Origin of the sequence: Flavobacterium movens (assembly GCF_039581425.1) — a bacterium.
Lineage (GTDB): Bacteria > Bacteroidota > Bacteroidia > Flavobacteriales > Flavobacteriaceae > Flavobacterium > Flavobacterium luteolum.
In genome coordinates this window covers 159,623-186,280 of the sequence record NZ_JBCPXY010000006.1, presented here as the reverse complement: position 1 = coordinate 186,280, position 26,658 = coordinate 159,623, and the positions used below count along the sequence as shown (strand labels likewise).

Genomic DNA, 26,658 nt, shown 5'->3' with positions numbered 1-26,658 from the left:
GACAAAAAAAATGTTCCGCTAGAAACATCTCATTGGTAGAAAAAAAAATGTTCCGTTAGGAACATCTCATCGGTAGAAAAAAATGTTTGCGCGTTTATCGTCCCGTAGGGACGATTGATTGGTTTATTAAATTTCCCTCAAAATCAAATCGGCCACAACATCTATTGCTTGATCTATAATACTTTCCGGACTTCCTTTAAACTCAAATCGTTTGGCAATCTCTTTTTCGGGCAAAATAATATGTATAAAAATTGTTCCAACAGGTTTTGACTCGCTTTCGCTTCCGCCTGGGGTTGTTAATCCTGTTATGCCAACACAAATGTCTGAATTAATGTATCTATAAAAATTTTGTGCCATTAACTTGGTAACCTCAGCAGATTCGGCACTAAATTGTTCAATAGTCCCCCACGGAATATGAAGCAAATCTTCTTTCATTGAAGAATGATAACATACTATTCCTCCTATTAGAATTCGTCCCGAATTAAAAACAGTCGAAAATTCATAACACATTTTTCCCGCAGACGCACTTTCTGCAAAAGCTATCGTTAAGTTCTTTTCTATCAAAGCTTGACAGCATGCGGTTACCTTATCTGATGCCATACGTTTTAGATTTAATTATAAATTAATTTCAATCTCAAATGTAGATTGTTCCGATTTAGTAAACTTACATAATTTCTTACAATATTTACATTATAAGTAACTGTTAATTATGCAACTATAATATATTTTCTTATAAGACATTGCTCAAATGTCCTTGCTAAATTTGTAAAATAGGTACTTTCAAAAAAATGAAACTTATGAATACTAGCCTTCAATAAAATAAAAGCCATTAACTAAGTTGAATTAATAGAAATGTAGAATAATGATACAATTGCAGAAAAAAACAATGCATTAAAAAACATAATGCATTGTTTCTGCAAAGCACAGAAAAACGTAATCCCAACAGAAAAGTAATAATCTAAAAAATAGTATTATGGAAAAGCAACACAACCATGAATATGGTCAGTTTGATCCTGATTATATTGAACAAAATACTCTTGTTGATGGAACATATTCTAACGAAGAGGAGTTTAAACAAGTTTTAAAACAACATGATAATCATGAATTCGGAGAAAGCGATCCAGATTATTATGAACAAAATACCGTGATAGATAATGACAATTATGCACGTGATGAAAATCCGTATCAATATCAAGAAGAATTTATTCAAGATCTCTCATACACAAATGAAGGTTTTGAACCTAATACCATTATTCGAGCAGAAAATATTCCAAATCAAGAAAGAATCATTAATGAAGATGATGCCATTACAAACGATGGCACAAAAGACGATTTAAACGATGAGTATCATCCTGATTTAGATTACGAAAACGACCTAGAAAAAGAGGAAGATTTGGATAAGGATGAAGAATTAGACGATTTTGACGCAGAACATTATCCAGAAAATCATCCTAGAGAATAGCAAAAATTATCGTAAATTGTAAAGCATTAATTGATGACTATAGCAGTTCAAATTGTCTGGCTTTTTATATTAGCAATTCCGATTGCTTGTGTCAGCTGGACTGTCACACACGAAGAAATTTTTAGAGAACCACATGAATGGTGTGTCAGACATTCAAAAAATGACAGATACATTCTGTCAAGAAAGTTCTTTTATCTCTTCACTTGTGAATATTGCTTTAGTCACTATGTCACTATCGTGTTTCTGGTTATCTGCGATTATAAACTTTTGTTAAATGACTGGAGAGGATATTTTTTGGCAGGGTTTTCTCTGGTTTTTATGGCAAATGTTTATATGAGTCTTTTTGCTCTGTTACGCCAAGCTATAAAAAAGGAAAAGGTTGAAATTGAGAAAATTGAAAGTGAAACTGACACTGAAAACAGTAAAAATTAAAAATTAAAAAATAACAAATAAGTATAATTAAAATTAATTGGCATTATGGAGAATTTGAATTTTATAGACCCATTATTACACGGAATTAAACCTGAAAGCAAACCGTTAAATCTGTCAGTAAAACAAATGGTATGTGCTGGCGTTGGTGCTCTTTTGGCATCGGCTGTTTTAAAAAAAACGGGGCATAAAAAAGCAAGTGCTGTTGTAGGAAGTCTTGCATTACCAATTTTAGCATCGGCTTGTTATAAAAAATACAGTCAAGTGTCTAAAGAGAAAATTGATGCTCAATCAAGCAGCGGTATCGAATACAATCATTAAACATTTAAATAAACTATCATAAAAAAGAGCGTTTATTACCTATAAGCGCTCTTTTCTATTTTTAAGAAGATTGGATTTAAGAAATATTCCCTTCAACCCAATTTAATGCTTTATTAAAATCAACCTTTTTATAACCACGAAACTCGCCTGGAACAATATAGCTAAATCCGTTTGTGAAAGAAATGATTTCGTCTGTATCAGTTACAATAGCTGCCCTATTCCATTTTCCAAGATTTTTCAAACCAAGAAGAGCATCTTGAAGCCATGCTCCCGTTGTAAAATTTTCAATATCTGTGTCTAAAACCAGTAAAAAATTAATTTCATTTGTTTGCTTTACCAAATGCTCAACGGCTGGAGCCACTGCTGTTACAAAATCATCTTTTGTCACTTCTGCCAATGCTCTAAAGGCAACAATATTATCTGTAGTGTCGATTTGATGTATCATGATTTTTATTCTTTTTGAGTTATTTAATATTATTCATTTTCAAACATTTTAAGAATGTTCAATACACACTCAAATATACTCAATATCAATCAGATACCACTTACATTTAACTATTCGTTTATTATATTTTTTTAAGATTCTAAGCTTCTGAGATGCTAAGATTTATGTACTTTACGTTCGATGCACAGCAGTGCATCTCTAGATTTAAAAAAAAACTTAGAATCTTAGCATCTCAGAACCTCAGTATCTTAAAAAAAAAGCCTGCTTTTTTTTGAAACAGGCTTTTTGAAAAAAAATAAAAAATAAACTAACACACAAACTTAATTGTATCCTTGATTTTGTTTGAATTCTTTAGTTACATCAATTGTAGATTGCGGAATCGGGAAAACTCTTCTGTATGGTTCTGAAGCTGGTTTTGCGGTTCCTGGAAGATCAAATTTCCCAAAACGAATCATTTGTGGTCTTCTGTATAATTCCCAGTATAATTCGAAACCAATTTCATTATATAAAACAGTCTGATCGATTGCTGTCAGAGCTTTACCAGGTGTACTTCCGTATAATGATTCTCTTTTTCTGCTTGTACGCAATTTGTTCAAGTCTTCCATTGCCTGACCAGTATTTCCTTTTCTGAAATACGCTTCGGCTCTCATCGTATAAATTCCTCCTAAACGGAATAAAGGAATATCAACATTACTATTTCCGTTTCCTCCTTCTGGATCAAATTCATATTTAAAAATACGTGCTCCTTGATTAATCTCGTTCTGAGCAAAAACTGCCTGAGCTGGATTTTTGAAAGTCAAAGAAGGTGTAAAATCCATTCTTGTAGTTGTACTTTTCTCCATGTATAATGGCGAAACTTTAATGCGTCCGTTAACCATTTCTAAAGAACCAGACGACAATAAGATTGGTCCGTATTGAGGGCCAAATTCAATTCCTCTATTAAAATGGAACCAAGGTAAATTAGCACTTTTCGGAACAATATCTGTTGCTGGAACACTTACATCTGTACCATCATTTTTAAACCAAGTTCCGTCAGCATATTGGTATTTCTGCTGAAATCTCGGATCATCATGATTTCCATCCCATGTTGCAAAAAACTCAGGAGTCGTACATGCTGCATTTGTTCCTCTATTGGCTGCAGAAGTTCTTTGGTTACGTTCCATACACACATAAGCAAAACTGTTAGATCCGTTTCTGATGTAATCTATCTTTTGAGAAATAGCAAAAATCAACTCTTTTCCTTTTTCATTATCTCTTGCGAAGTTTTTGAAATAATCGCTTTCCAAAGAATACTTTCCAGAATCAATCAATAATGAAGTATAATAAATTACACGATCCATATCATTTCCTGTACCAGTTGCTGCAGCTTCAGTAAAATTAAAGTTCGAAGATGCATTAAAACGATCTTTGAAAACTGCACGATTCAAATACATTGTTGCTAAGAATCCGTATGCCGCTTCTTTTGTAAATCTTCCGTGGTGCGTTTGCTGTGTTCCCATTTCTGCTAAATCTGGCAGTAAGGCTTCAACATCTTTTATTAATTGATCGATTTGAGTATCGGCTTTTAAAATCTGTAAAGGTGCATTCGGGTTCATCGGATCTCTATAAGGCGCTTGTCCGTATAAATCTAATGTTGTGTATAAATAATATGCTAAAAGTCCCTTTGCTTCCGCTAAAAACAATTTTTTCTCTGGAATTGAACTTTCTTCAACTGATTGAATTGCGGTTAACGAACGTGTAATTCCGTTTGTCAATTTGTTCCAGTTATCCACTACAACAGCATTATCAGATTTCCATGTAAACTCGTGCATGTCTCTCCATTTTCCGCCATCTCCCCAGTCACTTCCACGAGTTGGTAGGATTGCTTCGTCTGTCGTGTATTCCTGTAGCGAAAAAATACCACCATGATCTACAAAAGTTCCGTCTCCCAAACGATCGTAAGCTGCCGCTAAAGCTCCAGCAGGGTTTGAAGCGTTTTCTCCTAAAACCTCGTCCAGAACAACTTCATCTAGGTTAGTACAGCTTGCAAAAAGCCATATAAAAGAAAATATCGCTAATGTTTTTATATTAAAAATTGTATTTGTCTTCATAATAATTATAGTTTTAAAGTTGCTCCAAAACTGAATGTTCTAGAAGTTGGATAACTTGCATAATCGATACCGATAGATTGATTTCCTCCGTTTGATTTCGGACTATTGATTAACGGATCATAACCTGTATAGTTTGTAATCGTAATTAAGTTCTGACCTGTTACATAAAGTGTTAATCCGTTGATCCAGTTTAATCCTTTTAAGTCAAAATTGTAACCAATACGAGCTGTATTTAATCGGATGAAATCTGATTTTTCTAAGAAAAGAGTTGACAAGATTGGGGAGTTTGTAGGATTTGCTCCGGACTCGTAATATCCAGTTGCCACGTTACGATCTGATGCCAAATTGTTTATGTTTAATGCATTCAAACCTGTATTATTCAATAAATAACCACCAGTTTGCCCAATGATAGAGAACGAGAATGTAAAGTTTTTGTATCTCATATCACTATTAAATCCGTAATAGAAAGTTGGAAGCGCACCTTCAATAATAATTCTATCACTATTATCAATTACACCATCTCCGTTCTGATCTTTAAAGATATTTGCTCCATTGGCATCAAAACCAATATGCTGCAATAAATAGAATGATCCAGCAGCATATCCGCTTTTGTAAATATTTGCATTTACTCCAGATTGTCCAGGCCCTGAAATTGTTCCTGTTAAGATTTCTGAAACCGGCAGATCTTCAATTTTGTTATGTAAGGTTGCCCCATTCATATCAATATTCCAAGAAAAATCTTTAGTATCCACTATCTTAGAACCTAACATAAACTCGATACCTTTATTGATGATTTTACCGTCAATATTGGTCCAGATTGTAGTTGTTGGACTCAAAGCTTGAGAAGGAACATTCAAAATAGCGTCTGTAGTTGTTTTATTGAAATAATCTAATGTTCCGTACAATTTGTCGTTCCATAAATTGAAATCTAAACCTACGTTAAATTGCGTCACAACCTCCCATTTCAAATCAGGATTTGGCGTTCTATTTACAGAAACTCCGTTTACTAAATTTAAATCGTCGTATAAATAATATCCATCAGCGCCAGACAATGAATAACTTGCCTGAGTAATTTTATTTTCAACTTCTTGGTTTCCTGTTTGTCCCCAGCTTGCTCTTAGTTTTAAATTGTTTAATGTCGAAGAGTCTTTTAGGAAACTTTCGTTTGCAATATTCCATCCTAAAGCAAATGATGGGAAATAACCATACTTATTGTTTTTACCAAAACGAGTCGATCCGTCACCTCTCATAGAAGCTGTTAAAAGATATCTATTATCAAAACCATAATTCAACCTTCCAAAATAAGACTGCAGCTCATTCTCTTGCGCATAACCTGTTGTTCCAGATTGTGTTCCTTTGAAACCAGGATTTATGGAAGGCGGAATACCTTCTCCTTGATTCGAAATTCCATCAATACTGAAAGCTGTTCCCGATCTTTCAAATTTTTGGTATGAAAAACCTCCCAAAGCTTCAATTTTATGCTTATCTAAATTTAAATTATAAGTTAGATAATGCTCTACCAAAGAGTTTTTAGAATCTAAATTGTTCTGAACGTATTTCCCTTTGGGATTCAAATCTGTCAAGTTTGGAAAAATAGTCGTATTTCTTTCCGACATCGAACGATCGATACCTAGGTTTAATTTATACTCTAATCCGTTAACGATTCTTAAAGAAGCTTCAAAGTTTCCTAAAACTCTCAAAGTACGTGTTTGATCGGTATAAATACTTAATAGATACGCTGGATTGTAATGCGCATTCATATTAAAATTGGTATAATTTCCATTTGCATCAAAAACCGATCTCGTTGGGTTTGCCATTAACGTGTGCACCAGCAATTGTCCGTTAGAACCTCCGTCATCACTTGTAGGAACACCATCATCTTTGGTTTCACTAGCAGTAAGATTAAATTTTAATTTTAAACGTTTATTGTCTAGAAATGACTCAGCAGCATTAATTCTTCCTGTTAAACGCTTAAAATTGCTATTTCTAATAATACCTTCTTGATCCAATTGAGACACAGAAGCATAATAATTTCCTGATTCTGTTTGTTTAGAAAATGCCAGCGAATTGCTTTTTGTAATAGCCTCTCTAAAAATAACATCTTGCCAATCTGTATTACCGCCATGATCAAAAGCTTTATCTTTAATTGCATTTCTATATTGATCTGCACTCAAAACATCTAGTTTGTTTGCTACAGTAGAAATCCCTAAAGACGAATCAAAAGTAAGAGTTCCGTCTCCTTTTGCTCCTTTTTTAGTCGTTACCAAAACAACTCCATTAGATCCTCTAGCTCCGTAAATTGCAGATGCAGATGCATCTTTCAAAACTGTAATAGATTCGATATCATTATTATTCAAAAAGTTTAAAGGATTTTTAGCTTGAGAACTTCCAAAACCAACATTCGTTCCCGATGGACTCACATCGTCATTAGACAACGGAATTCCGTCAACAACAAACAAAGGTGTGCTTCCGCTTCTAATAGATCCAACACCTCTAATGGTTACGTTTACTCCTGCTCCTGGCTCACCGCTTGTACTCACCACACGAACACCGGCAACTTTTCCTTGAATTAAATTATCTGGCGAAATGCTTACTCCTTGTTTAAAGTTTGCCGCTTCCAATTGCGTAACTGCTCCTGTAACGTCTTTTTTAGATTGTCTTCCATAACCCACAACCAAAACTTCATTTAATTCTGCAGTAGCCGGCTCTAATTGGATTGTCATAAAACCACTCTGTGCAGCAACCGTTTTAGATTTATATCCTACATACGAAACATCGATTGTTTTTCCTTCTCCAACAGTAATTTCAAAAACACCATCAAAATCAGTTACTGTTGAGTTTGAAGTGCTTGTTTCTATTACAGATGCTCCAGGAATTGGCAATTTATTTTCGTCTACCACTTTACCTTTTACTTTAATTCTCTCAACTGCTTTTGTATTTACTGCTTTTGGTTCAGCTGTTTTCTGAATTAAAATTAATTTCCCATTAATGTTATAATTGAAATTGGCTTTTTTAGAAAGATCATTCAAAATTGCCGTAATAGACTCTGTATTATAATTTACTGTATAGGCTGTATTATCAGCAATTACAGCTTGTCCGTAACTGAATTTGTAATCAGTCTGTTGTGTTAATTTTGAAAAAATAGAAACAAGAGTAGCTTTTTCTATTTTATTTGCTACTTTTGACTCTTTTAACAAATTAGTTTTACTATAGCCGCTCTGAAAGGCAAGTAAAGCCAGAACTAAAAAGACAAAACTCTTTAGATTTAAATAAGAAGGTTTAAAATACATGATTTAAGTAATTGTTTTTACGATGCTTAATTATTAATGGCAGTTGTTCCCGCAACTGCTTTTTTTGTTTTTAATCCACTTTTACTATTTCGCCATAAACTTTGAATTTTAGGTTTGTGATATAATTTATTTGTTCCAAAACATTTTCTAATGTCGCGTCCTTCTTAATGAATACCGTTAACGGCGTTGCTAATACGTGTTCGTTATTATACTTAAATGAAACTCCGTATTTATATTGTAAAATGGTAATAACCTGTTTTAATGTAGTTTGATCTAGCGTAACATCTTCATTGTACCAATTCACCAAAAATGCTTTATCAGCCATTTGTTTGGTTAATTTTTGACCTTCAAATAAAGCTTCTTGATTAGGCACCAAATCAACGCTCTGTCCTTTTCCAGAAACATTTACTTTTCCGGTGACCACAATTACCTTACAGTTTAATTTTGATAATTGAATGTGAAATGAAGTTCCTACAACTCTGGTTTGTATTTCGCCAGAATGAATAATAAAAGGATGCTGTTTGTCTTTGGCGACTTCAAAAAACGCATTTCCTTTTAGTAAAGAAACCGTTCTTTGATCGCCTGCAAATTTTTCAGGATACTGAAATAAAGAGTTAGCTGCCAGATAAATTTTCGAACCGTCACTTAATTGGATAGATTTGGGAATCGATGACGTTTTAAATGTGATTTGTTTTTGGTCTAAAACATTTGGTCTCAAGAAAAATCCCAAACCAAGCAGAAAAAGAATGCTGGCAGCAGCTATATATTTTAAATAAGGACGGAAAGATCTCTTTCTTCCAATTCTTAACTGAATTTCGTCGTACATATTTTGAGATTCGATTTCTGGATTTCCCATAAGATCATTATCCCATTCTGATTTTTGATATTCGCTGAAAGCAAAATCATGTAATAAATTTTCTTCTGCCGATGAAGCTTTTCCTCGCGAACTTTTATCCAGCAGAAACTCTAAACTATGTTTGATTCTTTTTACCATAAATACTTATTGTTATGAATAAGTACCAGAATCACGAAATCGTACTATCGCCGAATATTATGAAAACATCAAGCGAAAGTTATCTTAAAATTTTTGATTGAAAATAATGAATGGAGCTAGCCAAGCCAAGTCTTTTAAGCCTTCTCGAAGTTGTTTTACCGCCGATGAAATCTGATTTTTTACGGTTTGTTTCGAAATTCCAAGTTCTTCTGCAATCTGATCGATTGTCATATCTTGAAATTTGTACATTAGTAAAACCTCTTTTCTTTTTTCTGGAAGTTTGTCTAATGCTGCATAAAGCAGATCCATCACTTCTGGATCAATAGTCGAAAAATTATCTATAATGTAGTCTTCGAATTTTTCTTCTAAAATCGTCTTATCAAAACGATTGTTCTGATAATGTTTAAAAACCTGATTCTTAACCGCACGAAACAAAAAAGGTTCAATTGCATTAATATTCAGTTCTTCTTTTCTTTCCCATAAATCCACAAAAACATCCTGAACAATGTTCTGTGCCAAGTCTTTATCCTGAATCATCGTATAAGAAAACGCATTAAGCTTTTTCCAATATTGATTATACGTTTGTTCAAAAATTTCAGGATTATTCATATTGCAATTACAGGCTTTTTAATATCGTAAAATAATAAAATGAAAACCCAATGCTTTTTGCGTCAAGGTTATCTTTAAATTAAAAAATAAACACGTTTGCTGTATTAATACTACTTTTTCAAGACAGAAATAGAAATGTCTTTGCGATTTCTTTTTTTTAATCTAACATAGAAACCAATACCAGATTTTAACTTAGTCCCTTTCAAAAAATGCAATTTTCTTTTGATGCGTCCCCAGTCAAACAGTATTAATTACATTTTAGAATCATGAAACCATTTTTGTTCACATTATTATTTGCCAGCGCTGTAAATTTTGGCGTTCAAGCACAAAACGACAATCTGAAAATAAACCAGCTTCAGGTTATCGGATCGCATAACAGCTATCGCCACGCGATCGAAACAGACTTATACAATACCATTCAGGCACGAGATACTTCTCGATCGCTTAAAGGTTTGCAATACACTCATATTAGTATTACAGATCAATTAAACAAAGGGCTACGCAATCTAGAAATCGATATTTTTGCTGACGCGAAAGGCGGAAAATATGCGCATCCTAAAGGTTTAGATATTGCAAAATCTGAAGAAGCTTACGATCCTGATGGGTTAATGAAAAAACCAGGTTTTAAGGTTTTCCATATGCAGGATATCGATTTTAGAACTTCTTGCTATACTTTCGAAATCTGTCTGCAGGAACTAAAAAAATGGTCAGATGCCAATCCAAATCACGTTCCGGTTTTTATCACTTTAGAACCAAAAGACGGCGATGCCAATTTCTTCGGAACAAAACCAGAAGATTTCACCGCAGCCGTTTTTGACGAAATGGACAAAGTAATCCGAAAAGAATTAGGAAAAGACAAACTGATTACGCCAGATATGGTGCGAGGAAAATACAAAACACTCGAAGAAGCCGTTTTGCATGGCAACTGGCCAACATTAAAAGAAGCAAAAGGGCGATTTTTATTCTTATTAGATAATAACGGCGTAAAAAGAGATTTGTACGCATTGAATCATCCGTCCCTTAGGGGACGCGCCGTTTTTATTAACGCCGAACCCGGAAAACCAGAAGCTGCAGCATTATTTAGAAACAATTCTGAAGATCCACAAATTGAAGATTTAGTAAAAAAAGGATACATCATAAGAACAAGAGCAGATTCTGATACCAAAGAAGCACGTGCCAACGATTATTCGCATTTTGAAGCGGCTAAAAAATCAGGAGCACAAATCATCACAACCGATTATTATCTGCCAAGTACTTTCTTTAATTCACCATATCAAATCAAATATGATGATGGAAGTTATGTTAGAAATAATCCTGTTACTGGAAAATAGTTTTTTTGTTTCAGGTTTCAAGTTTCAAGTTATTTCTGGAACTTGAAACTTGAAACAATAATAATTTTAACCGCAAAGTTGGCTAAGATTTTTTATTTAAGATTGCGTTTACAAACGCAAAGTTCGCAAAGCTTTTCGAATATAGCCCGCGGTTTCAACCGCGGGAACGCTCAGGTAAAAAAAATGGATGATGTTCGTTTAGAAATGTAGAGAGGACGATGATATACATTGTGTTCCTGCGGTTGAAACCACAGGCTATGTTTGATAATTATTCTTTTTAAAAACATAAAATCCACGAAGCTTTGCGATCTCATTTATTTTATAAATCATGCTCAAAAACCTTTGCGAACTTTGCGTAACTCTTTGCGCCATTTGCGCTAAAAAAACAAAACCTATGAATTCAAGATATACATTTTTACATATACTGTTCTTTGTCGTTTTTTTCAACAATAATGCATCCGCACAAAAAGCAAAAAACCTCAACGGAACACAAATCGCATTTTTATCCGATGTGCATTTACAGGATTTATTTGGCCAGTTTTCAGATTCAGATTATAAAGGCGTTTTGAATCCGAAAACGGGACAATATGTTTTGGTACGAACCATGTCATCTCAGCTTCACTCTACACGTATTTTCAATGAAAATTATTTTGCCTTTATAGCCGCTTTAGAAGATATCGCAAAGCGAAAAATCAAATATGCAGCACTTCCCGGAGATTATACAGATGACGGCCAGCCAATTCATGTTCGCGGATTAGCCAAAATATTAGACCAATACACCAAAAAATACGGAATCGAATTCTTCATTACTACCGGAAATCATGATCCAGTTGGGCCGTTTGCGCAAGAATCTGGGAAAGAAGATTTCTTAGGCAAAGAAGGCAAAAGTCAACCCATTTATAGCAAAGAAGGCCTTTATAAGCCAAATCTAAACATCGAACAGCCAGTAGTTGTTACCGCCGACATTGCTAAAATGGGTTATTTAGGAATTACAGATCAGCTTCAGAATTTTGGTTTTTATCCCAATAAAAAATATAAATTCTGGGCAACACCATTTTCTACTTATTCAAGCGAAAATTATACATTCGAAAAAGCTTTAGAAAGTGCGAAATTAGCAAATCGAGTGTACGAAGTAGCGCCAGGTTATGAAGTTCCAGATGTTAGTTATGTTGTAGAACCTATTGACGGACTTTGGCTAATGGCTATTGATGGAAATGTTTATATACCCAAGAAAAATGCTTCCGCAGAAAAAGATTCTAAGAATTACAGTGAAGCCAGCACAGGATACAACAATGTGCTTACGAATAAAAAACATCTTATAAAATGGGTTGAAGCTATTTCGGCGGAAGCCAAAAAACAAGGAAAAACATTAATTGCTTTCAGTCATTTTCCAATGATTGATTTTAATGATGATGCTTCGGCAGAAATCAAAGAATTGCTTGGTCCTAACAAATGGCAATTAAATCGTGTTCCTGTTGAGGAAGTCGCACAAGTATTTGCAGATGCAGGACTTAAAATTCATTTTGGCGGACATATGCACATCAACGATACAGGAGTTAGAACTTCTGCAAAAGGAAATACTTTGGTTAATATTCAAACACCATCTTTAGCAGCTTATATTCCTGCTTACAAATTATTGACTTTCAAAAAGGATAATCTTCTAGATATTCAAACTATTACTATTGACAATGTTTCAAGGTACAACGAACTTTTTGATTTGTATAAAATGGAATATCAGTTTTTGGAAAGTCAGAACGCACAAGACATTTGGAATATTGACCTCTTAAAAACAAAAAACTATCATGATTTTACCGATTTTCATTTAAAAGAATTAGTTCGTCTTCGATTTCTAAAAGACGATTGGCCTTCTGCTTTCAAGGATTTTATATTGAATGTTTCTGCGAAAGATTTACTGGTTTTAGCCAATATGCAATCTGATAAAGATTTTGATTTCATACTAAAAAACAAAGCGCAATTTCAAGAACAATGGAATGAAGCTGAAGGTAAATCGGAAAAAATCCTAGCTCAAAATAATCTCAAAAAAGAAAACTTCAATTGGACTGGTTACGATCTTCTGGTAGATTTTTATCGTTTTAGAAGCGCAGATGAATTGGCTTTTGCCGATGTTGGAATTCAGAGAGCGAAAGAATACAAAGTGTTGTCTAATTTATTTTTAGAAGGTTCTAAAGCTGATCTTTCACAAGATAATCCGTTGCAAAAACAGATGAAATTATTCCTGATTATCTTCAATAAATTCATGCATGAAGTTCCTGCAGATCATTTTACAGTTGATTTGAAAAATGGTGAGATTAAGAGCTTGAAGTAATTCTTTTTTTAACCGCAAAGCACGCAAAGTTTTTTATCTCTGCTGACTTATTAAAAACGCAAAGTTCGCAAAGCTAAACTTAAAGCTTTGCGAACTTTTTTATTTTTATAAAATTTAGTTTTAAAAAACTTTGCGCTCTTTGCGGTTAAAACCTAAAATCCAAGTTTTTCACTTAATTCTTCATAAGAACTAAAAAGCTCCGCTCCTTCTTCTTCTAAATCTTCATTGTTAAAACCATTTGCAAAACCGTACACTTTAAATCCGCCACTTACGCCAGCCTTAACGCCAGCTTTACTGTCTTCAACAACAATACAATCTTTTACATCAAATCCCATTACTGCAGCAGCGTGAAGAAATATTCCGGGTTCTGGTTTCCAGCTGCCAATTTGGTATGAACTGAATATTTTATTTTCAAATCTATCCAATAGCTCTGCTACCTCAAGATTCAAACGAATTTTTTCTTCTGGTCCGCTCGATGCAACACAATACGGAATCTTCAACTTTTCAATATTTTCGATAAAAGCAATAATACCTTCCATTGGTTTTACCTGGGTTTTAAAAGCCTCAAAACTCTTTTCACGATATTCTGTTTCAAAATTTTCAGGGAGCTTTTGATCAATTGCTTCTTCAATATGTCTGAAACAATCTTTTAGATTTCGGCCATTAAAATGACGGTACGCATCTTCCAATTCCATTTCAAATCCATGTTCTTGCGCCATTGCAAGCAATATTCCGTTACCAATTTTCTCTGTATCGACCAAAACACCATCACAATCGAAAATAATACATTTAACCATTTCTGTTGATTTTCATTTAATTATAAATTCCTCCTGTAGTAAAATCAGGAAATGTAAATTACGAAAAATAATCTATTTCCTCTTTAAAAGCTTTTCTGTTCATTTTCAACATTCTGTACAGAATTACTCCTATTCTGTATTTTCAATTCCGTTTTGATTTGTACTTTTATAATCCTATCAAACCTAATTTTTGAAATATTAAAAACCAAAGAATTTTGAAAAAACATCTTTTTATCATAACCATTCTGACAGCTAATTTTGCTGCTTTTTCTCAGAATAAAATCATTACGATTACCAACAATTTAAAAGTTGACCGAGAATTTGAAACCGTCGAATTGACTAAAAAATCACTTGGGTTACATGCAGATTCAAAGCTTGAAAATTATGCCATAAAAGACATTAGCAATAATACTTTTTTGGAAACACAAACTGTAGATAATGATAGCGACGGAAATGCTGATGTCCTGCTTTTTCAGCCAAAAATAAAAGCTTCTTCTAAACAGGATTTTGAAGTTTTGGTGGGAACAAATCCTAACGCTTCAAAAGTGATTAGCTGCTACTCTCGATTTGTTCCAGAACGTACAGACGATTATGCTTGGGAAAACAATAAAGTGGCTTTTAGAACTTACGGACCTGTAGCCCAAAAAATGGTCGAGGATAAAATTCCCGGAGGAACTTTAACCAGTGGAATCGATGCCTGGCTCAAAAGAGTCGATTATCCAATCATTAATAAATGGTACGAAAAAGCCACTAACGGAACAGGAACGTATCATAAAGACACTGGTGAAGGTCTGGACAATTTTCATGTGGGCGACAGTCGCGGTGTGGGCGGAATTGCAGTAAATGTAGATGGGAAATATTATTTCTCTAAAAATTTCATCAGCTGGAAAACCATTACAACGGGCCCAATTAGAACCAGTTTTATTCTAACTTATGCCGATTGGGACGCAAAAGGAAATAAAATAACGGAATCAAAATTAATCAGTTTAGATTACGGAAGCCAGCTTTCGCGCTTTGAAATTAATATTACTGGAACCAAACAAATTGCCGCAGGATTAACGCTTCATGAGAAAAAAGGAACTATTGGAACAAATCTTAAAGAAGGCTGGCTAAGCTATTGGGAGCCAATCGACGATTCTGAAATTGGAATAGGTTTAGTTGCTCCAAAAAACACTTTACTAAGTTTTGACAATCATGTTACGGACGAAAAAGACCTGAGCAATCTGTACGGAAATATTGCGGTTAAAAACAACAAAGCTATTTATTATGTTGGTTTCGGATGGAAAAAAGGAAGTCCGTTCCAGACTAAACAAGAATGGGAAAAGTATTTGAGTTCTTTTGCGGATAAAATTAATAACCCTTTGATTGTGAAAGTTAACAAATAATGTTTTTGCCACAAAGGCACTAAGCCACAAAGTCTTTTTCTTTTTTAAAGCTTCATTTTTTAGTCTCGAAAACTCGCTGAGACGCAAAGTTTTTTTTGTTTCATGCAGATTTTAAAAAGATTTAAGCAAATTTGCTATAAATAAAATTCTGAATTAAATCTTCTTAAATCAGCAAAATCTGCGTGAAATAAAATCATTTTAATCCTCTAATCTGTGGCAAAAAAACTATCGTTTAGCAGGAAAATAATTCTCCTTCAAAATAATCTCTAACGGAATATAATGTGTCTTTTCAGTTTCTTCTTGAAGAACCAGTTTTTTATACAGATAATTGATTCCCAAATAGCCTTGCTCTTCTGGCCTTTGATTGATTAAGAAATCAATTACACCTTTATTTAGATATTCAATATTTTCCTTTAGCAAATCAAAACCGATTATTCTGACACCTTTTATATTGTTTTTATTTAAAAATTCGGCAACAATATAAGCTCTAGAATTGGGTACAAAAACACTGTTTACTCCCGAAAACATTTCCAAACTTAATTGATCAATTCCAGAATCTTTTAAAGTCACTTCTGAGAATTTAAAATGAGTCAATTCGTTATGATCTTCAAAATAAGAATAAAATCCTTTGATGCGCTGCTGATACACAGAAGTACTTTCAATCTCACGGGTAATTTTAAAAATCAAAATCTGTCTTTCATTTTTCACTGCAAAACTGATTAATCTTCCTGCCAAATACCCACTCTGAAAAGCATCCTGTCCCACATAAGCATGCTCATTCTCCTCAGAAATATTCGAATCAATCATGACGATTGGAATATTTTTCTTTTCATATTCCTTTAAAAACTGCACCGAATCGGCGTAAAAAATTGGAGCAAATAGTAAACCGTCACAATCAAACGTCATTATTTTCTGCACCGTTTCTTTAAAAGACATCAAATTATAATCGTAAAAAAAGTAATCCAGTACGATTCCGAATTTGCTAAACTCCAAAGCTGCTTTTTCAATACCTTCTGCCTGACTTTTCCAATATTCTAAAGTTTCGGATTTTGGAAGAAAAACAGCAAAATGAAATTTCTTGTTCAGCGCCAGATTACTTGCCAGAATATTTCGCGTATAGCCAAACTCCTCAATAATCGCATTGACTTTATCAACGGTTTCTTGAGCAACTTGTCCACGTTTGTGTATAATCCTGTCGACTGTTCCAGCAGAGACATTAGCTAATTCGGCAATCTTTTTAATTGTTATGATATTGATTCTTTTTAAGTTAAAAATATGATAGCAGTCGGGTAAAATTAATTTATTTTATTAAAAATAAGTTGTTTTACATCACTTTTTGCATACATTTGTACAATTACCGTGTACGCACACGCAAATATACACATAACATTAAAAAACCAAAATAAAACCGTACAAAATGATAATAGACTCATTACATAATGCAGCAAAATACTATGGTCTGCACCCAAATTTCAAAAAAGCATTTGAATATGTAGACCAAAATGATATTGCCAATCTTGAAGAAGGAGCTTATGAAATTGGCGAAGGCTTAAAACTAATTGTAATTGTTGGCGAAGGAAGCACAAGAGAAGAAAGCATTAAAGGTTTTGAATGCCATGATAAAAACATCGATATACAGATTTCTATCATTGGTCCAGAAACTTTTGCATGGAAACCTAGAGAAAAATGCATAAGCCCAAATGGAGACTACAGTGATGAAAGAGATGTTCGTTTCTTTCATGACAAACCCGATATGTTTTTTGAAATAAAAGAAAAACAATTTACAATTCTGTTTCCAGAAGATGTTCATTCTGCTATGATTGGAAGCGGGCCATTGAAAAAAATTGTAATCAAAGTAAAAATATAAGTAATGAGTACCATTCAGAACTCTATCGATGTTATTCTAAAACAAGGAATGCTTCCACTCTATTTCAATGCGGACGAAAGCAAAAGCATTGCAGTTTTGAAATCATTGTACAATGTTGGAATCAGAGCTGTAGAATATACAAGCCGTGGCCCTGAAGCACTTTCAAACTTCAAAAAAATGATTGAAGTAAGAAATGCTGAAATGCCTGAAATGCTTTTAGGAATTGGCACAATAAAAAACCTAGCACAAGCAGAAACCTATTATTTAGAAGGAGCCGACTTTTTTATCAGTCCAGGATTTGTTCCTGAAGTGGCTTCGTTTCTAATTTCAAAAGAAGTTTTATACACTCCTGGCTGTATGACGCCAACAGAAATTATTGCAGCTGAAAATGCAGGCGTAAAATTCATCAAACTTTTCCCTGGAAATATTTTAGGGCCTGACTTTATGAGCGGAATCAGAGATATTTTCCCAGATTTAATTTTTATGCCAACTGGCGGTGTCGACACTACCAGACAAAGCATTGAAACTTGGTTTAATGCTGGAGTTTCTGCTGTTGGTATGGGAAGCAAATTAATTAGCAAAGAAGTAATGGAATACGGTGCTTATGAGACAATTGAAAAAGAAACTAAAAGGGTTTTGGATCTGATAGAAACTATCAGAAAATAAACTCCAAATTTGAAAACCCAAATTCCAAAAACTCAGTTTGTACTGATTAGACTAATTAAAAAGTAAAAATTAATTATACAAAAATGTACTTTATTTCCAAATTGGAATTTGGAATTTAAAGTATTGGAATTTTTAAAATAACAAACATGAATTTAATATTTAATTTAAAAGGAAAAATTGCATTAATAACCGGTGGCGCTGGTGTTTTAGGAAGCAGATTTGCAAATGTTTTGGCGCAGCAAGGTGTTGTTGTCGGAATCGTTTCGCAATCATTAGAAAAGGCTGAAAACACAGTAAAAGCAATCGAAGCAAACGGCGGACAAGGATTTGCTGTTCAGGCCAATGTTTTAAACAAAGAAGAATTAGAAAAAGCCAAAGATTTTATTGTTGAAAAATACGGACGTCTTGATATTCTAATCAATGCTGCGGGTGGAAATATGCCGGGTGCAACGATTCAGCCAGATCAGGCAATTTATGATATGAAAAGCGACGATTTACAAAAAGTAGTCGATTTGAACATTATTGGAACGATGCTTCCTACTCAGGTTTTTGCGGAACTTTTTGCTAAACAGAAATCAGGAAATATCATCAACATTTCGTCTGCATCGGCGCAAAGACCTTTAACGAGAGTTGTTGGGTATTCTGCTTCAAAAGCAGCAATCGACAATTTCACGCAATGGATGGCTGTTGAATTAGCCCAAAAATATGGCGAAGGACTTCGTGTAAATGCTATTTCTCCTGGATTTTTTATTGGTGAACAAAACCGTGCATTATTACTAACTCCAGAAGGGAAACTAACTCCTAGAGGAGAAAAAATAATCGATCACACACCAATGGGAAGATTTGGAACTCCTGAAGATATTGATGGTGCGCTTTTATTTTTATGCAGCGATATGTCAAAATTCGTAACGGGAACTATCTTAAAAGTCGACGGCGGATTTGCGGCAACAAGTATTTAAGAGTTAGTCCAATCTCTCCTGCAAGGTTTCCAAAACCTTGTAGGTATCTAATTTATAAAAACAACTAATTTAAACCTACAAGGTTTTGAAAACCTTGCAGGAAATAAAAAAACATAAAACATGGAACAAACATTAAGATGGTTCGGACCAAATGACCCTGTTTCTTTACAAGATATCAAACAAACTGGCGCAACCGGAATTGTAACGGCTTTACACCATATTCCAAACGGAGAAGTTTGGAGCATTGACGAAATCATTAAACGAAAAGTTGAAATCGAACACGAAAACGGAGATCCTAAAAAAGGTGCTTCTGGATTGACTTGGTCGGTTGTAGAAAGTATTCCCGTTCATGAAGACATTAAAAAGCAGACTGGAAATTATCTTCAATACATTGAAAATTATAAAGAAAGTATTCGCAATCTGGCTTTATGCGGAATCAAATGTGTTTGCTATAACTTTATGCCCGTTTTAGATTGGTCAAGAACAGATTTATCGTACACAGTTGAAGACGGTTCTAAAGCTTTACGTTTTGACATCAATGCTTTTGCTGCTTTTGAATTGTTTATTCTGAAAAGACCAGGAGCAGAAAACGAATATTCAGAAGAACAGAAACAAAAATCAAAAAGCTACTTTGAAGCGATGACTCCAGAAGACAAAGTAAAACTGCAGCAGAACATTTTGGCTGGACTTCCGGGTGCAGAAGAAGCGTATACAGTGGAAGATTTCCTTGTGACTTTAAGCGCTTACAATCATATTGACAGACAAGCTTTAAAGAATAATCTTTTTCATTTTCTAAAAGAAATTATTCCAGTTGCTGAAAGTAAAGGTGTTTTGATGGCAATTCATCCTGACGATCCTCCGTACCCAATTTTAGGTTTGCCTAGAGTCGTAAGTACAGAAGAAGATTTGATGGAACTAATGAACGCTGCTCCTTCTCCATCAAACGGATTTACAATGTGTACAGGTTCTTATGGTGTTCGTGCTGATAATGATTTGCCAGGAATTGTGAGACGTCATGGCGATAAAATGAATTTTATTCACTTAAGAAGCACACAACGAGACGAAGAAGGAAGTTTCTACGAAGCAAATCATCTTGAAGGTGATGTTGACATGTACGAAGTTGTAAAAGCAATATTGGAAGTTGAGAAAAGAAACAACAGTCAATTGCCAATGCGTCCAGATCACGGACACCAAATGTTGGACGATTTAAAGAAAAAAACAAATCCGGGCTATTCTGCAATTGGCCGTTTAAGAGGCTTAGCAGAATTGCGAGGACTTGAATTAGGGATCAAACGATCTATATAATTTCTTTGCTACGAAGGCACTAAGACGCAAAGTTTTTTATTTAGCCACAGATTAAAAGGATTAAAAAGATTTTTTTACGCAGATTTGGCAAATTATAGAGGAATTTATTTTAGACAAATTATCTGCGTTTATCTGCTTAAATCTTTTAATCCCGATAGCTATCGGGAGCGTGAAACAAAAAACTTTGCGTCTCAGCGACTTTACGAGACTAAAAACACAAAGCTTAAAAAATCTTCGCGTCTTAGTGCCTTCGTGGCAAAACAAAAAAACTAACTAACCACAAAAACCACAAAACCATGATTCGCCAAGCCATTCTTATATCCTGTGGCTTTTTTATAAATACTTTGCTGGCACAGGAAATACCTAAAATTATTACTTCAAAAACGAATTATCTTCCCGATTTTAGTTATGCTGGGTATCATTTCGGCGAAAGCCAGATTCCTGAAGCTAATGGAAAAATTATTAATGCAACAGATTTTGGCGTAAAAGCAAATGACAACCTAGATGATTCAAAAGCACTTTTAAAAGCTTTTAAAGCTGCCAATGCTGTAGAAGGAAATGTAATTTTGCAATTGCCAGCTGGACGAATTATTTTAAGTGATATTTTGTATATCGAAAGAAGCAATTTTGTACTTCGCGGTGCTGGTTCTAATGAAAACGGAACTGAAATCTATTGTCCAAGGCCGATGATGTATCTTAAAGATTCTGATGTTTTGGCTGAACTTCGCGAATACTTAACCACTTTTGACAAAAGACAGCGTGAACCAGAAAATAATATAGACCTTCCTTTTTCGCAATATGCATGGTCTGGAGGTTTTATCTGGACACAGGTTCCGGGCGAACGCGTAAAATCGTATTTGGATAAATACGAACCAGAGTCTAGTTCGTTGGCGAAAGTTAGTTCAGGAAAAATGGGCGAACACATTATTGCGGTTTCTGATGTAAAAGGATTGAAAGTTGGCGATGTTGTCGAATTGCAATTGTTTAATAAAGATGGTGAGAATGGCGAAATCATCAAAGATTTATATCAGGGCGCTAAAGTAAAACCCGGTTCGCATCATTGGAAATTTCCTAAACTCCCAATTGTAAGACAGCAGGTTGAAATTACTAAAATCTCTGGTTCTAAAATTACTTTAAAAACACCTTTAACCATTTCGATTAAACCAAGTTATCAGGCGCAATTGGTCGAATGGAAACATTTAAATGAAGTTGGAATCGAGCATCTTCGTTTTACCTTTCCCGATATTCCGAGAGTCGCACATCACGTTGAACCTGGAAATAATGGCATTTTCCTGACTCGTCTTTTTAACAGTTGGGTTAAAGACATTAAAATCACCAATGCCGACAGCGGAATTCTTGCTGAAGAAGTTGCTAATGTAACCATTCAAGATATTACAACTGACGGCCCCCATTTAGCGCATTATACGGTAACTTTAGGTGGCGTGCACAATATTTTGGTAAAGAATCTTAAAATCTATAATTCGGCCGTTCATCCTTTAAGTTTCAACACTTTTGCTACTAAAAATGTGTATCAGAACTGCGAAATTTTTACAGATCCAGTTCTAGATCAACATTCTGGAGCAAATCATCAAAACTTGTTTGACAATATTACGGTTCATTTAAAAGCTGATAAAAACAACAGTTATGCTTTGTTTGGAGGCGGCGGAGCCGATTACTGGAAACCTTCTCACGGACCTTTCAGTACATTTTGGAATTTAAATGTTCAAGTTGAAAATCCAGATGCATCAAAACCGGTTTTGTTGTACGGAATGAAAGACGGCGCTTTAGCAAGAATCATTGGTGTACACGGAAACGCAAAATTTGAAATCAAATACGACATTGATCCTTATATTGAATTTTTAAACATTCCGATTGAGAAGATTCCATCTTTGTATGATTATCAATTACAAAAACGCTTGAAATAGGCTAAAATATCTGCCACGGATTACAAAGATTAAAATGATTTTTTTTTAGCCACGAATTCACGAATTATTTGAAATATTAATTCTAACAATTCGTGAATTTGTGGCTAATTTTCAACACACAGAAAAAAACAATCTTTATAATCTGTGAAATCTGTGGCAAAAAAAAAACAAAACTAAACGCTATGAAATACAAAATAGCTTTCCTCGCAATTGTATTTGTTTTCGGGAATTTGTTTTCCCAAAATAAATATCGTCTTAAAAATTTCTCTACAACCGATGGGCTTTCGCAGAGTTCTGTCATTGCCATTCATCAGGATAAATTTGGACAAATGTGGTTTGGAACCCGTGATGGTCTGAATAAATATGATGGAAGCCGATTTACCATTTTTAGGAACGATGCTGCGGATAAATATTCAATCAGCAACAATGATATTTTAGCCATCGAAGAAGACGATTCTGGAAAAATCTGGGTAGGAACATACAATGGACTCAACTGTTATGATCCTGTTTCCAACCGTTTTACAAGATATCTTCACACCAAAGCCAATCATACTATAAGCAATAATGCTGTTTGGAGCATCAGAGAAATTGGCGGTGAAATGTGGTTTGGAACTTCAAAAGGATTAACGATTTACAATAAAAAAACAGGATTCTTTACATCGGTTTTTCATTCAGATGATGATGCTTCTACTCTTCCGAGCAATAATATTCTGAGTATTTTAAAAACCAAAGAGGGTCAAATCTGGATTGGAACAACTAAAGGTTTGTGCAAGCTCACAAATCGAATGAATGGAAAACTATTCTTTAAAAATTATCCATTAAACACAACTGATTTATTAAACGTTCAATCGGTTATTCAAGACCAAAACGGCAGTTTGTGGGTTGGAACAAAAAACAAAGGTCTTCTAAAATTTGACCAAAAACAAAAAGCTTTTGTTTCTTTTTTATCAGCTGAAAAATACCGTGAAATCAATACTGATATTCGATCTTTAGTAATTGACAATCAAGGTTCTTTATGGGTTGGTGCTTATGACGGAATTTATATTTTAGGAAAAGATAAAAGTCTTCAAAAAATCAATAACAGCAATAATTCTAATGGAATCGACAAAGTAAAGTCCATTTTTATGGATAAAAAAGGTTCTATCTGGATTGGCTGTTATTACAAAGGTGTTAATCTTTGGGATGTTTCGAATGTCAATTTCTCCAATTACAATCAGAATTCGAAAAAAATTCCGATGAGTTTTGATGTGGTGAGTTCGATAATCGCCGATAAAAACCAGAACATTTATTTTGGAACTGAAGGAGGAGGCATCACGATTTACAATAGAAATACTGAATCGGTAAGTTATATCAACAGTAAAACAGGACAGACCAATAAAAACGACATCAAAGCAATGTACTTATCTGATGACCATATTTTATGGATTGGCACTTTTTCTAAAGGATTGTCTGCTTACAATACCGTTTCTAAAAGAATTGAAGACAATAGAATTTCTTCAGACTTAAGTGAATTGCTAAAAGATAGCGGTGTTTATGCACTTAAAACCGAAGGTTCGATTTTATGGATTGGAACTTTCGGAAAAGGTTTAATTCGCTATAATACAATCAATAAAACCTTTGATGCTATTGGAAATGACAATACCAAACCCGTTTTTCTTACCAACAATATTCTACGTACGATTTTAGTAGACAAACAAAACTTTCTCTGGGTTGGAACTCAAAATGGTTTGAATCGCATTCCGCTCAAAAATTTTAATCCACAGAAATATGCTATTCAACATTTCTTTTACGATCATTCGACTGTGTCTGGCGATGATATTCTGACTTTGTTTCAAGATTCTCATAACAAAATTTGGGTTGGAACAAAAGCAAAAGGATTGCATTATTTTGATGGAAAAAAATTCAACCGAATCAATCTTAGAATCGGAAATACGGTTATTACTTCCATCCATTCTATTTTAGAAGATGATGATAAAAACCTTTGGATCAGTACCAATCAGGGAATTATCAAATACAGCACAATTAAAAAATCGATCCTCATTTACGATCAGAAAGACGGTTTGGCTAGCAATGAATTCAATGATAATTCGGCTTTAAAATTAAGTTCGAATCAGTTTTATTTCGGAAGTCCGTCGGGAGCAACTTTTTTTGATGCTACCAAAATTTCCTTGAACAAATATGCTCCACAAGTTCTAATTACCAATTTAAAAATTAAAAACGAAACGGTTCATGCGCATGATAAAGAAGGTATTTTGGAGCAAAGCATCAGTTTTACCAAAACGATTACTTTGGATTATGACAAGGCCAATTTCTCCATCAGTTTTGCGATTCCGAATTATATTCGATCTAAAAACAACCAATACAGTTATCGCTTAACTGGCTTAGAAAACAACTGGACTACAACTAAAAACAGTGAAGCCAATTTTGCGATTCAGAATCCGGGCACTTATACTTTTGAAGTTCGTGGCGCTAACAATGACGGCGTTTGGAATCAGAATCCGACAACGCTTACGGTTATTGTAAATCCTGCTCCGTGGCGCAGTATTTGGGCATTTATGCTTTACGGAATCATAATTGGATTAGGTTTATACGGTTTGATCTGGATTATGAAATCGAAAGCGAGATTGAAGCAAAAACTTGAACTGGAATATCTGGAAACGCAGCGAATTGAAGAAAACAACAAACTAAAACTGGATTTCTTTACTAATATTTCGCATGAATTCAGAACGCCTTTAACTTTGATTTTAGGTCCATTACAACAAATTTTAGCCGATTACAACGGAACTAATGAAATGTACAAAAAGCTTCTGGTAATTGAAGGAAGCGCCAATCATTTATTGAGTCTGATTAACCGCTTAATGGATTTCAGAAAACTGGAAAATCATCAAGTTGCACTAGAATCGGCAAACGGAAACATTGTAAAATTCACCAAAGAAATCTTTCTTTCATTTATTGAATATGCCAAAGATGGCGGTTACGACTATTCATTTGAAACTGAAAACGAAGAAATCTTGGTTTATTTTGACCGTTACAAATTAGAACGTGTGTTTTACAATTTGATTTCGAATGCTTTTAGATATACTCCAAAAGGCGGTTCTATTAAGATTAAAATCAATCACGATCAGCAGAATCTTTTTATTGCTGTTGAAGATTCGGGCGTTGGAATTGCAGAAGAACATATTGATAAAATTTTTGATTTGTTTTTTGAAGTTCCAACTCATAATCAAGTTCAGAAAAACTATAATAAAGGAACTGGAATTGGGCTTTCAATCGTAAAAAACATTGTTGAACTTCATAAAGGAAAAATCGATGTTACAAACAAAACCACTGGCGGAGTCATTTTTACAGTGACTTTACCGCTTGGACGCGAACATCTTTTGGACAGCGAAATTATTCCTGATTTTAAAATCAGTGATGATATTGAGCAATACAAAGCACAATTAGAACCTTCGGAAGTTGTTGAGAATGAAGACATCGAAGATTTAATTGTAAATGAAGAAAAACAAACGATATTGATTGTTGAAGATCATAAGGTTTTGAGAAAATTCATGAAAAATCTTCTCAAAAAAGATTACAACATTATTGAAGCCGAAAATGGTAAAATTGCTTTAGAGAAAGCATTGAAATTTGTTCCAAACCTAATTATCAGTGATGTTATTATGCCAGAAATGGTGGGAACGGAATTGTGTTCAAAAATTAAAGAAAACATCAAAACCAGCCATATTCCAGTCATTTTATTGACTTCCCGATCTTCGTTGGTTTACAAATTTGAAGGATTGGAAAGCGGCGCAGATGATTACATTAGTAAACCATTTAATCTAATGGAATTTAGGCTTCGCGTTAAAAACCTTCTGAATACGACTGAACGTTTAAAAATCAAATTTTCAAGCGAAGACAGTTTTATTCCGTCAGAAATCACAGTTTCTTCGTTGGATGAAGAATTATTGAAAAAAGCTTTCAAAATTGTAGAGGAAAACATTTCTAACGAACAATTTGATATTCCGTTTTTCTGTTCTGAATTGGGTGTCAGCAGAACCATGCTGTTTCTAAAAATTAAAGCGTGGACGAATTGCACACCAAACGAATTCATTCATGAAATCAGATTAAAACGTGCCGCTCAATTATTAGAACAAAACAAACTAACCGTTTCTGAAATCAGTTACAAAGTCGGTTTCAATAATCCGAAATACTTTAGCAAATGCTTCCAGAAAAAGTACGGCGAGACTCCGTCTCAATATGCCGATAAATTTTATAAATCTTCTACGATTAAATTGTAAATTGTAAAATGTGAAATGTGAAATGTGAATTGTTAGAGGTAACTAAACTTTTCACTTTTTACTTTTTACTTTTCACTTTTCACTTTTTACAACTCACATTTCGCGTCTTACTTAAAAAATCCACTGTTTTAAAGGGTTAAAAAAGGGTATCTGTATTTTTAGATACCCTTTTTTGTATTT

At 34.1% G+C, this 26,658-nt stretch carries 20 protein-coding genes; 12 read left to right on the top strand and 8 right to left on the bottom strand.

What is annotated here, in order from left to right; genetic code table 11:
* Nucleotides 1-126 precede the first annotated feature (126 nt).
* Nucleotides 127-600, bottom strand: coding sequence for a CinA family protein (locus AAYQ05_RS12895; protein WP_343543838.1), 474 nt, complete (start codon nucleotides 598-600; stop codon nucleotides 127-129).
* Nucleotides 601-973: 373 nt separating this feature from the next.
* On the opposite strand from AAYQ05_RS12895, the gene AAYQ05_RS12890 reads away from it, so the two are divergent.
* From AAYQ05_RS12890 to AAYQ05_RS12880, 3 genes are read left to right on the top strand one after another with little or no spacing between them, the layout of a single operon-like run.
* Nucleotides 974-1,462 carry a hypothetical protein gene (locus AAYQ05_RS12890; RefSeq protein WP_343543837.1) on the top strand — a complete coding sequence of 163 codons (489 nt, stop codon included), beginning with the start codon at nucleotides 974-976 and terminating at the stop codon, nucleotides 1,460-1,462.
* 33 nt (nucleotides 1,463-1,495) lie between these two features.
* Nucleotides 1,496-1,894, top strand: a complete 399-nt coding sequence (locus AAYQ05_RS12885) for a hypothetical protein (protein ID WP_343543835.1) — start codon at nucleotides 1,496-1,498, stop codon at nucleotides 1,892-1,894.
* Nucleotides 1,895-1,939: 45 nt separating this feature from the next.
* The gene (locus tag AAYQ05_RS12880) at nucleotides 1,940-2,212 is read left to right on the top strand and encodes a PrgI family protein (RefSeq protein ID WP_281633000.1); all 273 of its coding nucleotides are present in this window, start codon (nucleotides 1,940-1,942) and stop codon (nucleotides 2,210-2,212) included.
* A gap of 76 nt (nucleotides 2,213-2,288) precedes the next feature.
* On the opposite strand, the gene AAYQ05_RS12875 is transcribed toward AAYQ05_RS12880, so the two are convergent.
* The 5 genes from AAYQ05_RS12875 to AAYQ05_RS12855 all read right to left on the bottom strand — a co-directional run bounded on the left by AAYQ05_RS12875 (nucleotide 2,289) and on the right by AAYQ05_RS12855 (nucleotide 9,640).
* Nucleotides 2,289-2,657, bottom strand: a complete 369-nt coding sequence (locus tag AAYQ05_RS12875) for a SpoIIAA family protein (protein ID WP_281633001.1) — start codon at nucleotides 2,655-2,657, stop codon at nucleotides 2,289-2,291.
* Nucleotides 2,658-2,977: 320 nt separating this feature from the next.
* Nucleotides 2,978-4,747 (bottom strand): RagB/SusD family nutrient uptake outer membrane protein, encoded by a 1,770-nt coding sequence (locus AAYQ05_RS12870; RefSeq protein ID WP_343543831.1) that lies wholly within the window; start codon nucleotides 4,745-4,747, stop codon nucleotides 2,978-2,980.
* 5 nt (nucleotides 4,748-4,752) lie between these two features.
* On the bottom strand, nucleotides 4,753-8,037 hold the full coding sequence (locus AAYQ05_RS12865; protein WP_343543829.1) for a SusC/RagA family TonB-linked outer membrane protein: 3,285 nt from the start codon (nucleotides 8,035-8,037) through the stop codon (nucleotides 4,753-4,755).
* Between the two features lie 70 nt (nucleotides 8,038-8,107).
* Complete coding sequence (locus AAYQ05_RS12860; protein ID WP_343543827.1) at nucleotides 8,108-9,031, bottom strand: FecR family protein; 924 nt, start codon at nucleotides 9,029-9,031, stop codon at nucleotides 8,108-8,110.
* Between the two features lie 84 nt (nucleotides 9,032-9,115).
* Entirely contained in the window at nucleotides 9,116-9,640 is a 525-nt protein-coding gene (locus tag AAYQ05_RS12855; protein ID WP_343543825.1) for an RNA polymerase sigma-70 factor, read from the bottom strand.
* Nucleotides 9,641-9,906: 266 nt separating this feature from the next.
* On the opposite strand from AAYQ05_RS12855, the gene AAYQ05_RS12850 reads away from it, so the two are divergent.
* Together AAYQ05_RS12850 and AAYQ05_RS12845 are read left to right on the top strand one after the other, a co-directional pair.
* Nucleotides 9,907-10,971: a phosphatidylinositol-specific phospholipase C1-like protein gene (locus AAYQ05_RS12850; protein WP_343543824.1), complete on the top strand. Its 1,065-nt coding sequence runs from the start codon at nucleotides 9,907-9,909 to the stop codon at nucleotides 10,969-10,971.
* A gap of 394 nt (nucleotides 10,972-11,365) precedes the next feature.
* Nucleotides 11,366-13,297: a metallophosphoesterase gene (locus AAYQ05_RS12845; RefSeq protein ID WP_343543823.1), complete on the top strand. Its 1,932-nt coding sequence runs from the start codon at nucleotides 11,366-11,368 to the stop codon at nucleotides 13,295-13,297.
* A 152-nt stretch (nucleotides 13,298-13,449) separates the two neighbouring features.
* Here AAYQ05_RS12845 and AAYQ05_RS12840 read toward each other — a convergent pair whose 3' ends face one another.
* Nucleotides 13,450-14,094, bottom strand: coding sequence for an HAD family hydrolase (locus AAYQ05_RS12840; protein ID WP_343543822.1), 645 nt, complete (start codon nucleotides 14,092-14,094; stop codon nucleotides 13,450-13,452).
* A gap of 215 nt (nucleotides 14,095-14,309) precedes the next feature.
* On the opposite strand from AAYQ05_RS12840, the gene AAYQ05_RS12835 reads away from it, so the two are divergent.
* The gene (locus tag AAYQ05_RS12835) at nucleotides 14,310-15,479 is read left to right on the top strand and encodes a BT3233 family polysaccharide utilization protein (RefSeq protein WP_343543820.1); all 1,170 of its coding nucleotides are present in this window, start codon (nucleotides 14,310-14,312) and stop codon (nucleotides 15,477-15,479) included.
* Nucleotides 15,480-15,704: 225 nt separating this feature from the next.
* On the opposite strand, the gene AAYQ05_RS12830 is transcribed toward AAYQ05_RS12835, so the two are convergent.
* A complete protein-coding gene (locus AAYQ05_RS12830) occupies nucleotides 15,705-16,712 on the bottom strand; it encodes a LacI family DNA-binding transcriptional regulator (RefSeq protein ID WP_343543995.1) in 1,008 nt (335 codons plus the stop codon).
* Nucleotides 16,713-16,896: 184 nt separating this feature from the next.
* Here AAYQ05_RS12830 and AAYQ05_RS12825 point away from each other — a divergent pair, with 184 nt between their 5' ends.
* The 6 genes from AAYQ05_RS12825 to AAYQ05_RS12800 all read left to right on the top strand — a co-directional run bounded on the left by AAYQ05_RS12825 (nucleotide 16,897) and on the right by AAYQ05_RS12800 (nucleotide 26,478).
* Nucleotides 16,897-17,346: a NanQ anomerase/TabA/YiaL family protein gene (locus AAYQ05_RS12825; protein ID WP_308069369.1), complete on the top strand. Its 450-nt coding sequence runs from the start codon at nucleotides 16,897-16,899 to the stop codon at nucleotides 17,344-17,346.
* Nucleotides 17,347-17,349: 3 nt separating this feature from the next.
* The gene (locus AAYQ05_RS12820) at nucleotides 17,350-18,012 is read left to right on the top strand and encodes a bifunctional 4-hydroxy-2-oxoglutarate aldolase/2-dehydro-3-deoxy-phosphogluconate aldolase (RefSeq protein WP_343543819.1); all 663 of its coding nucleotides are present in this window, start codon (nucleotides 17,350-17,352) and stop codon (nucleotides 18,010-18,012) included.
* A 146-nt stretch (nucleotides 18,013-18,158) separates the two neighbouring features.
* On the top strand, nucleotides 18,159-18,971 hold the full coding sequence (locus AAYQ05_RS12815; protein ID WP_343543818.1) for an SDR family oxidoreductase: 813 nt from the start codon (nucleotides 18,159-18,161) through the stop codon (nucleotides 18,969-18,971).
* Between the two features lie 120 nt (nucleotides 18,972-19,091).
* On the top strand, nucleotides 19,092-20,276 hold the full coding sequence (gene uxuA, locus AAYQ05_RS12810; RefSeq protein ID WP_343543816.1) for a mannonate dehydratase: 1,185 nt from the start codon (nucleotides 19,092-19,094) through the stop codon (nucleotides 20,274-20,276).
* 296 nt (nucleotides 20,277-20,572) lie between these two features.
* Nucleotides 20,573-22,201 carry a hypothetical protein gene (locus AAYQ05_RS12805; RefSeq protein WP_343543814.1) on the top strand — a complete coding sequence of 543 codons (1,629 nt, stop codon included), beginning with the start codon at nucleotides 20,573-20,575 and terminating at the stop codon, nucleotides 22,199-22,201.
* Nucleotides 22,202-22,383: 182 nt separating this feature from the next.
* Nucleotides 22,384-26,478: a two-component regulator propeller domain-containing protein gene (locus AAYQ05_RS12800; protein WP_343543813.1), complete on the top strand. Its 4,095-nt coding sequence runs from the start codon at nucleotides 22,384-22,386 to the stop codon at nucleotides 26,476-26,478.
* The last annotated feature ends 180 nt before the right edge of the window (nucleotides 26,479-26,658 follow it).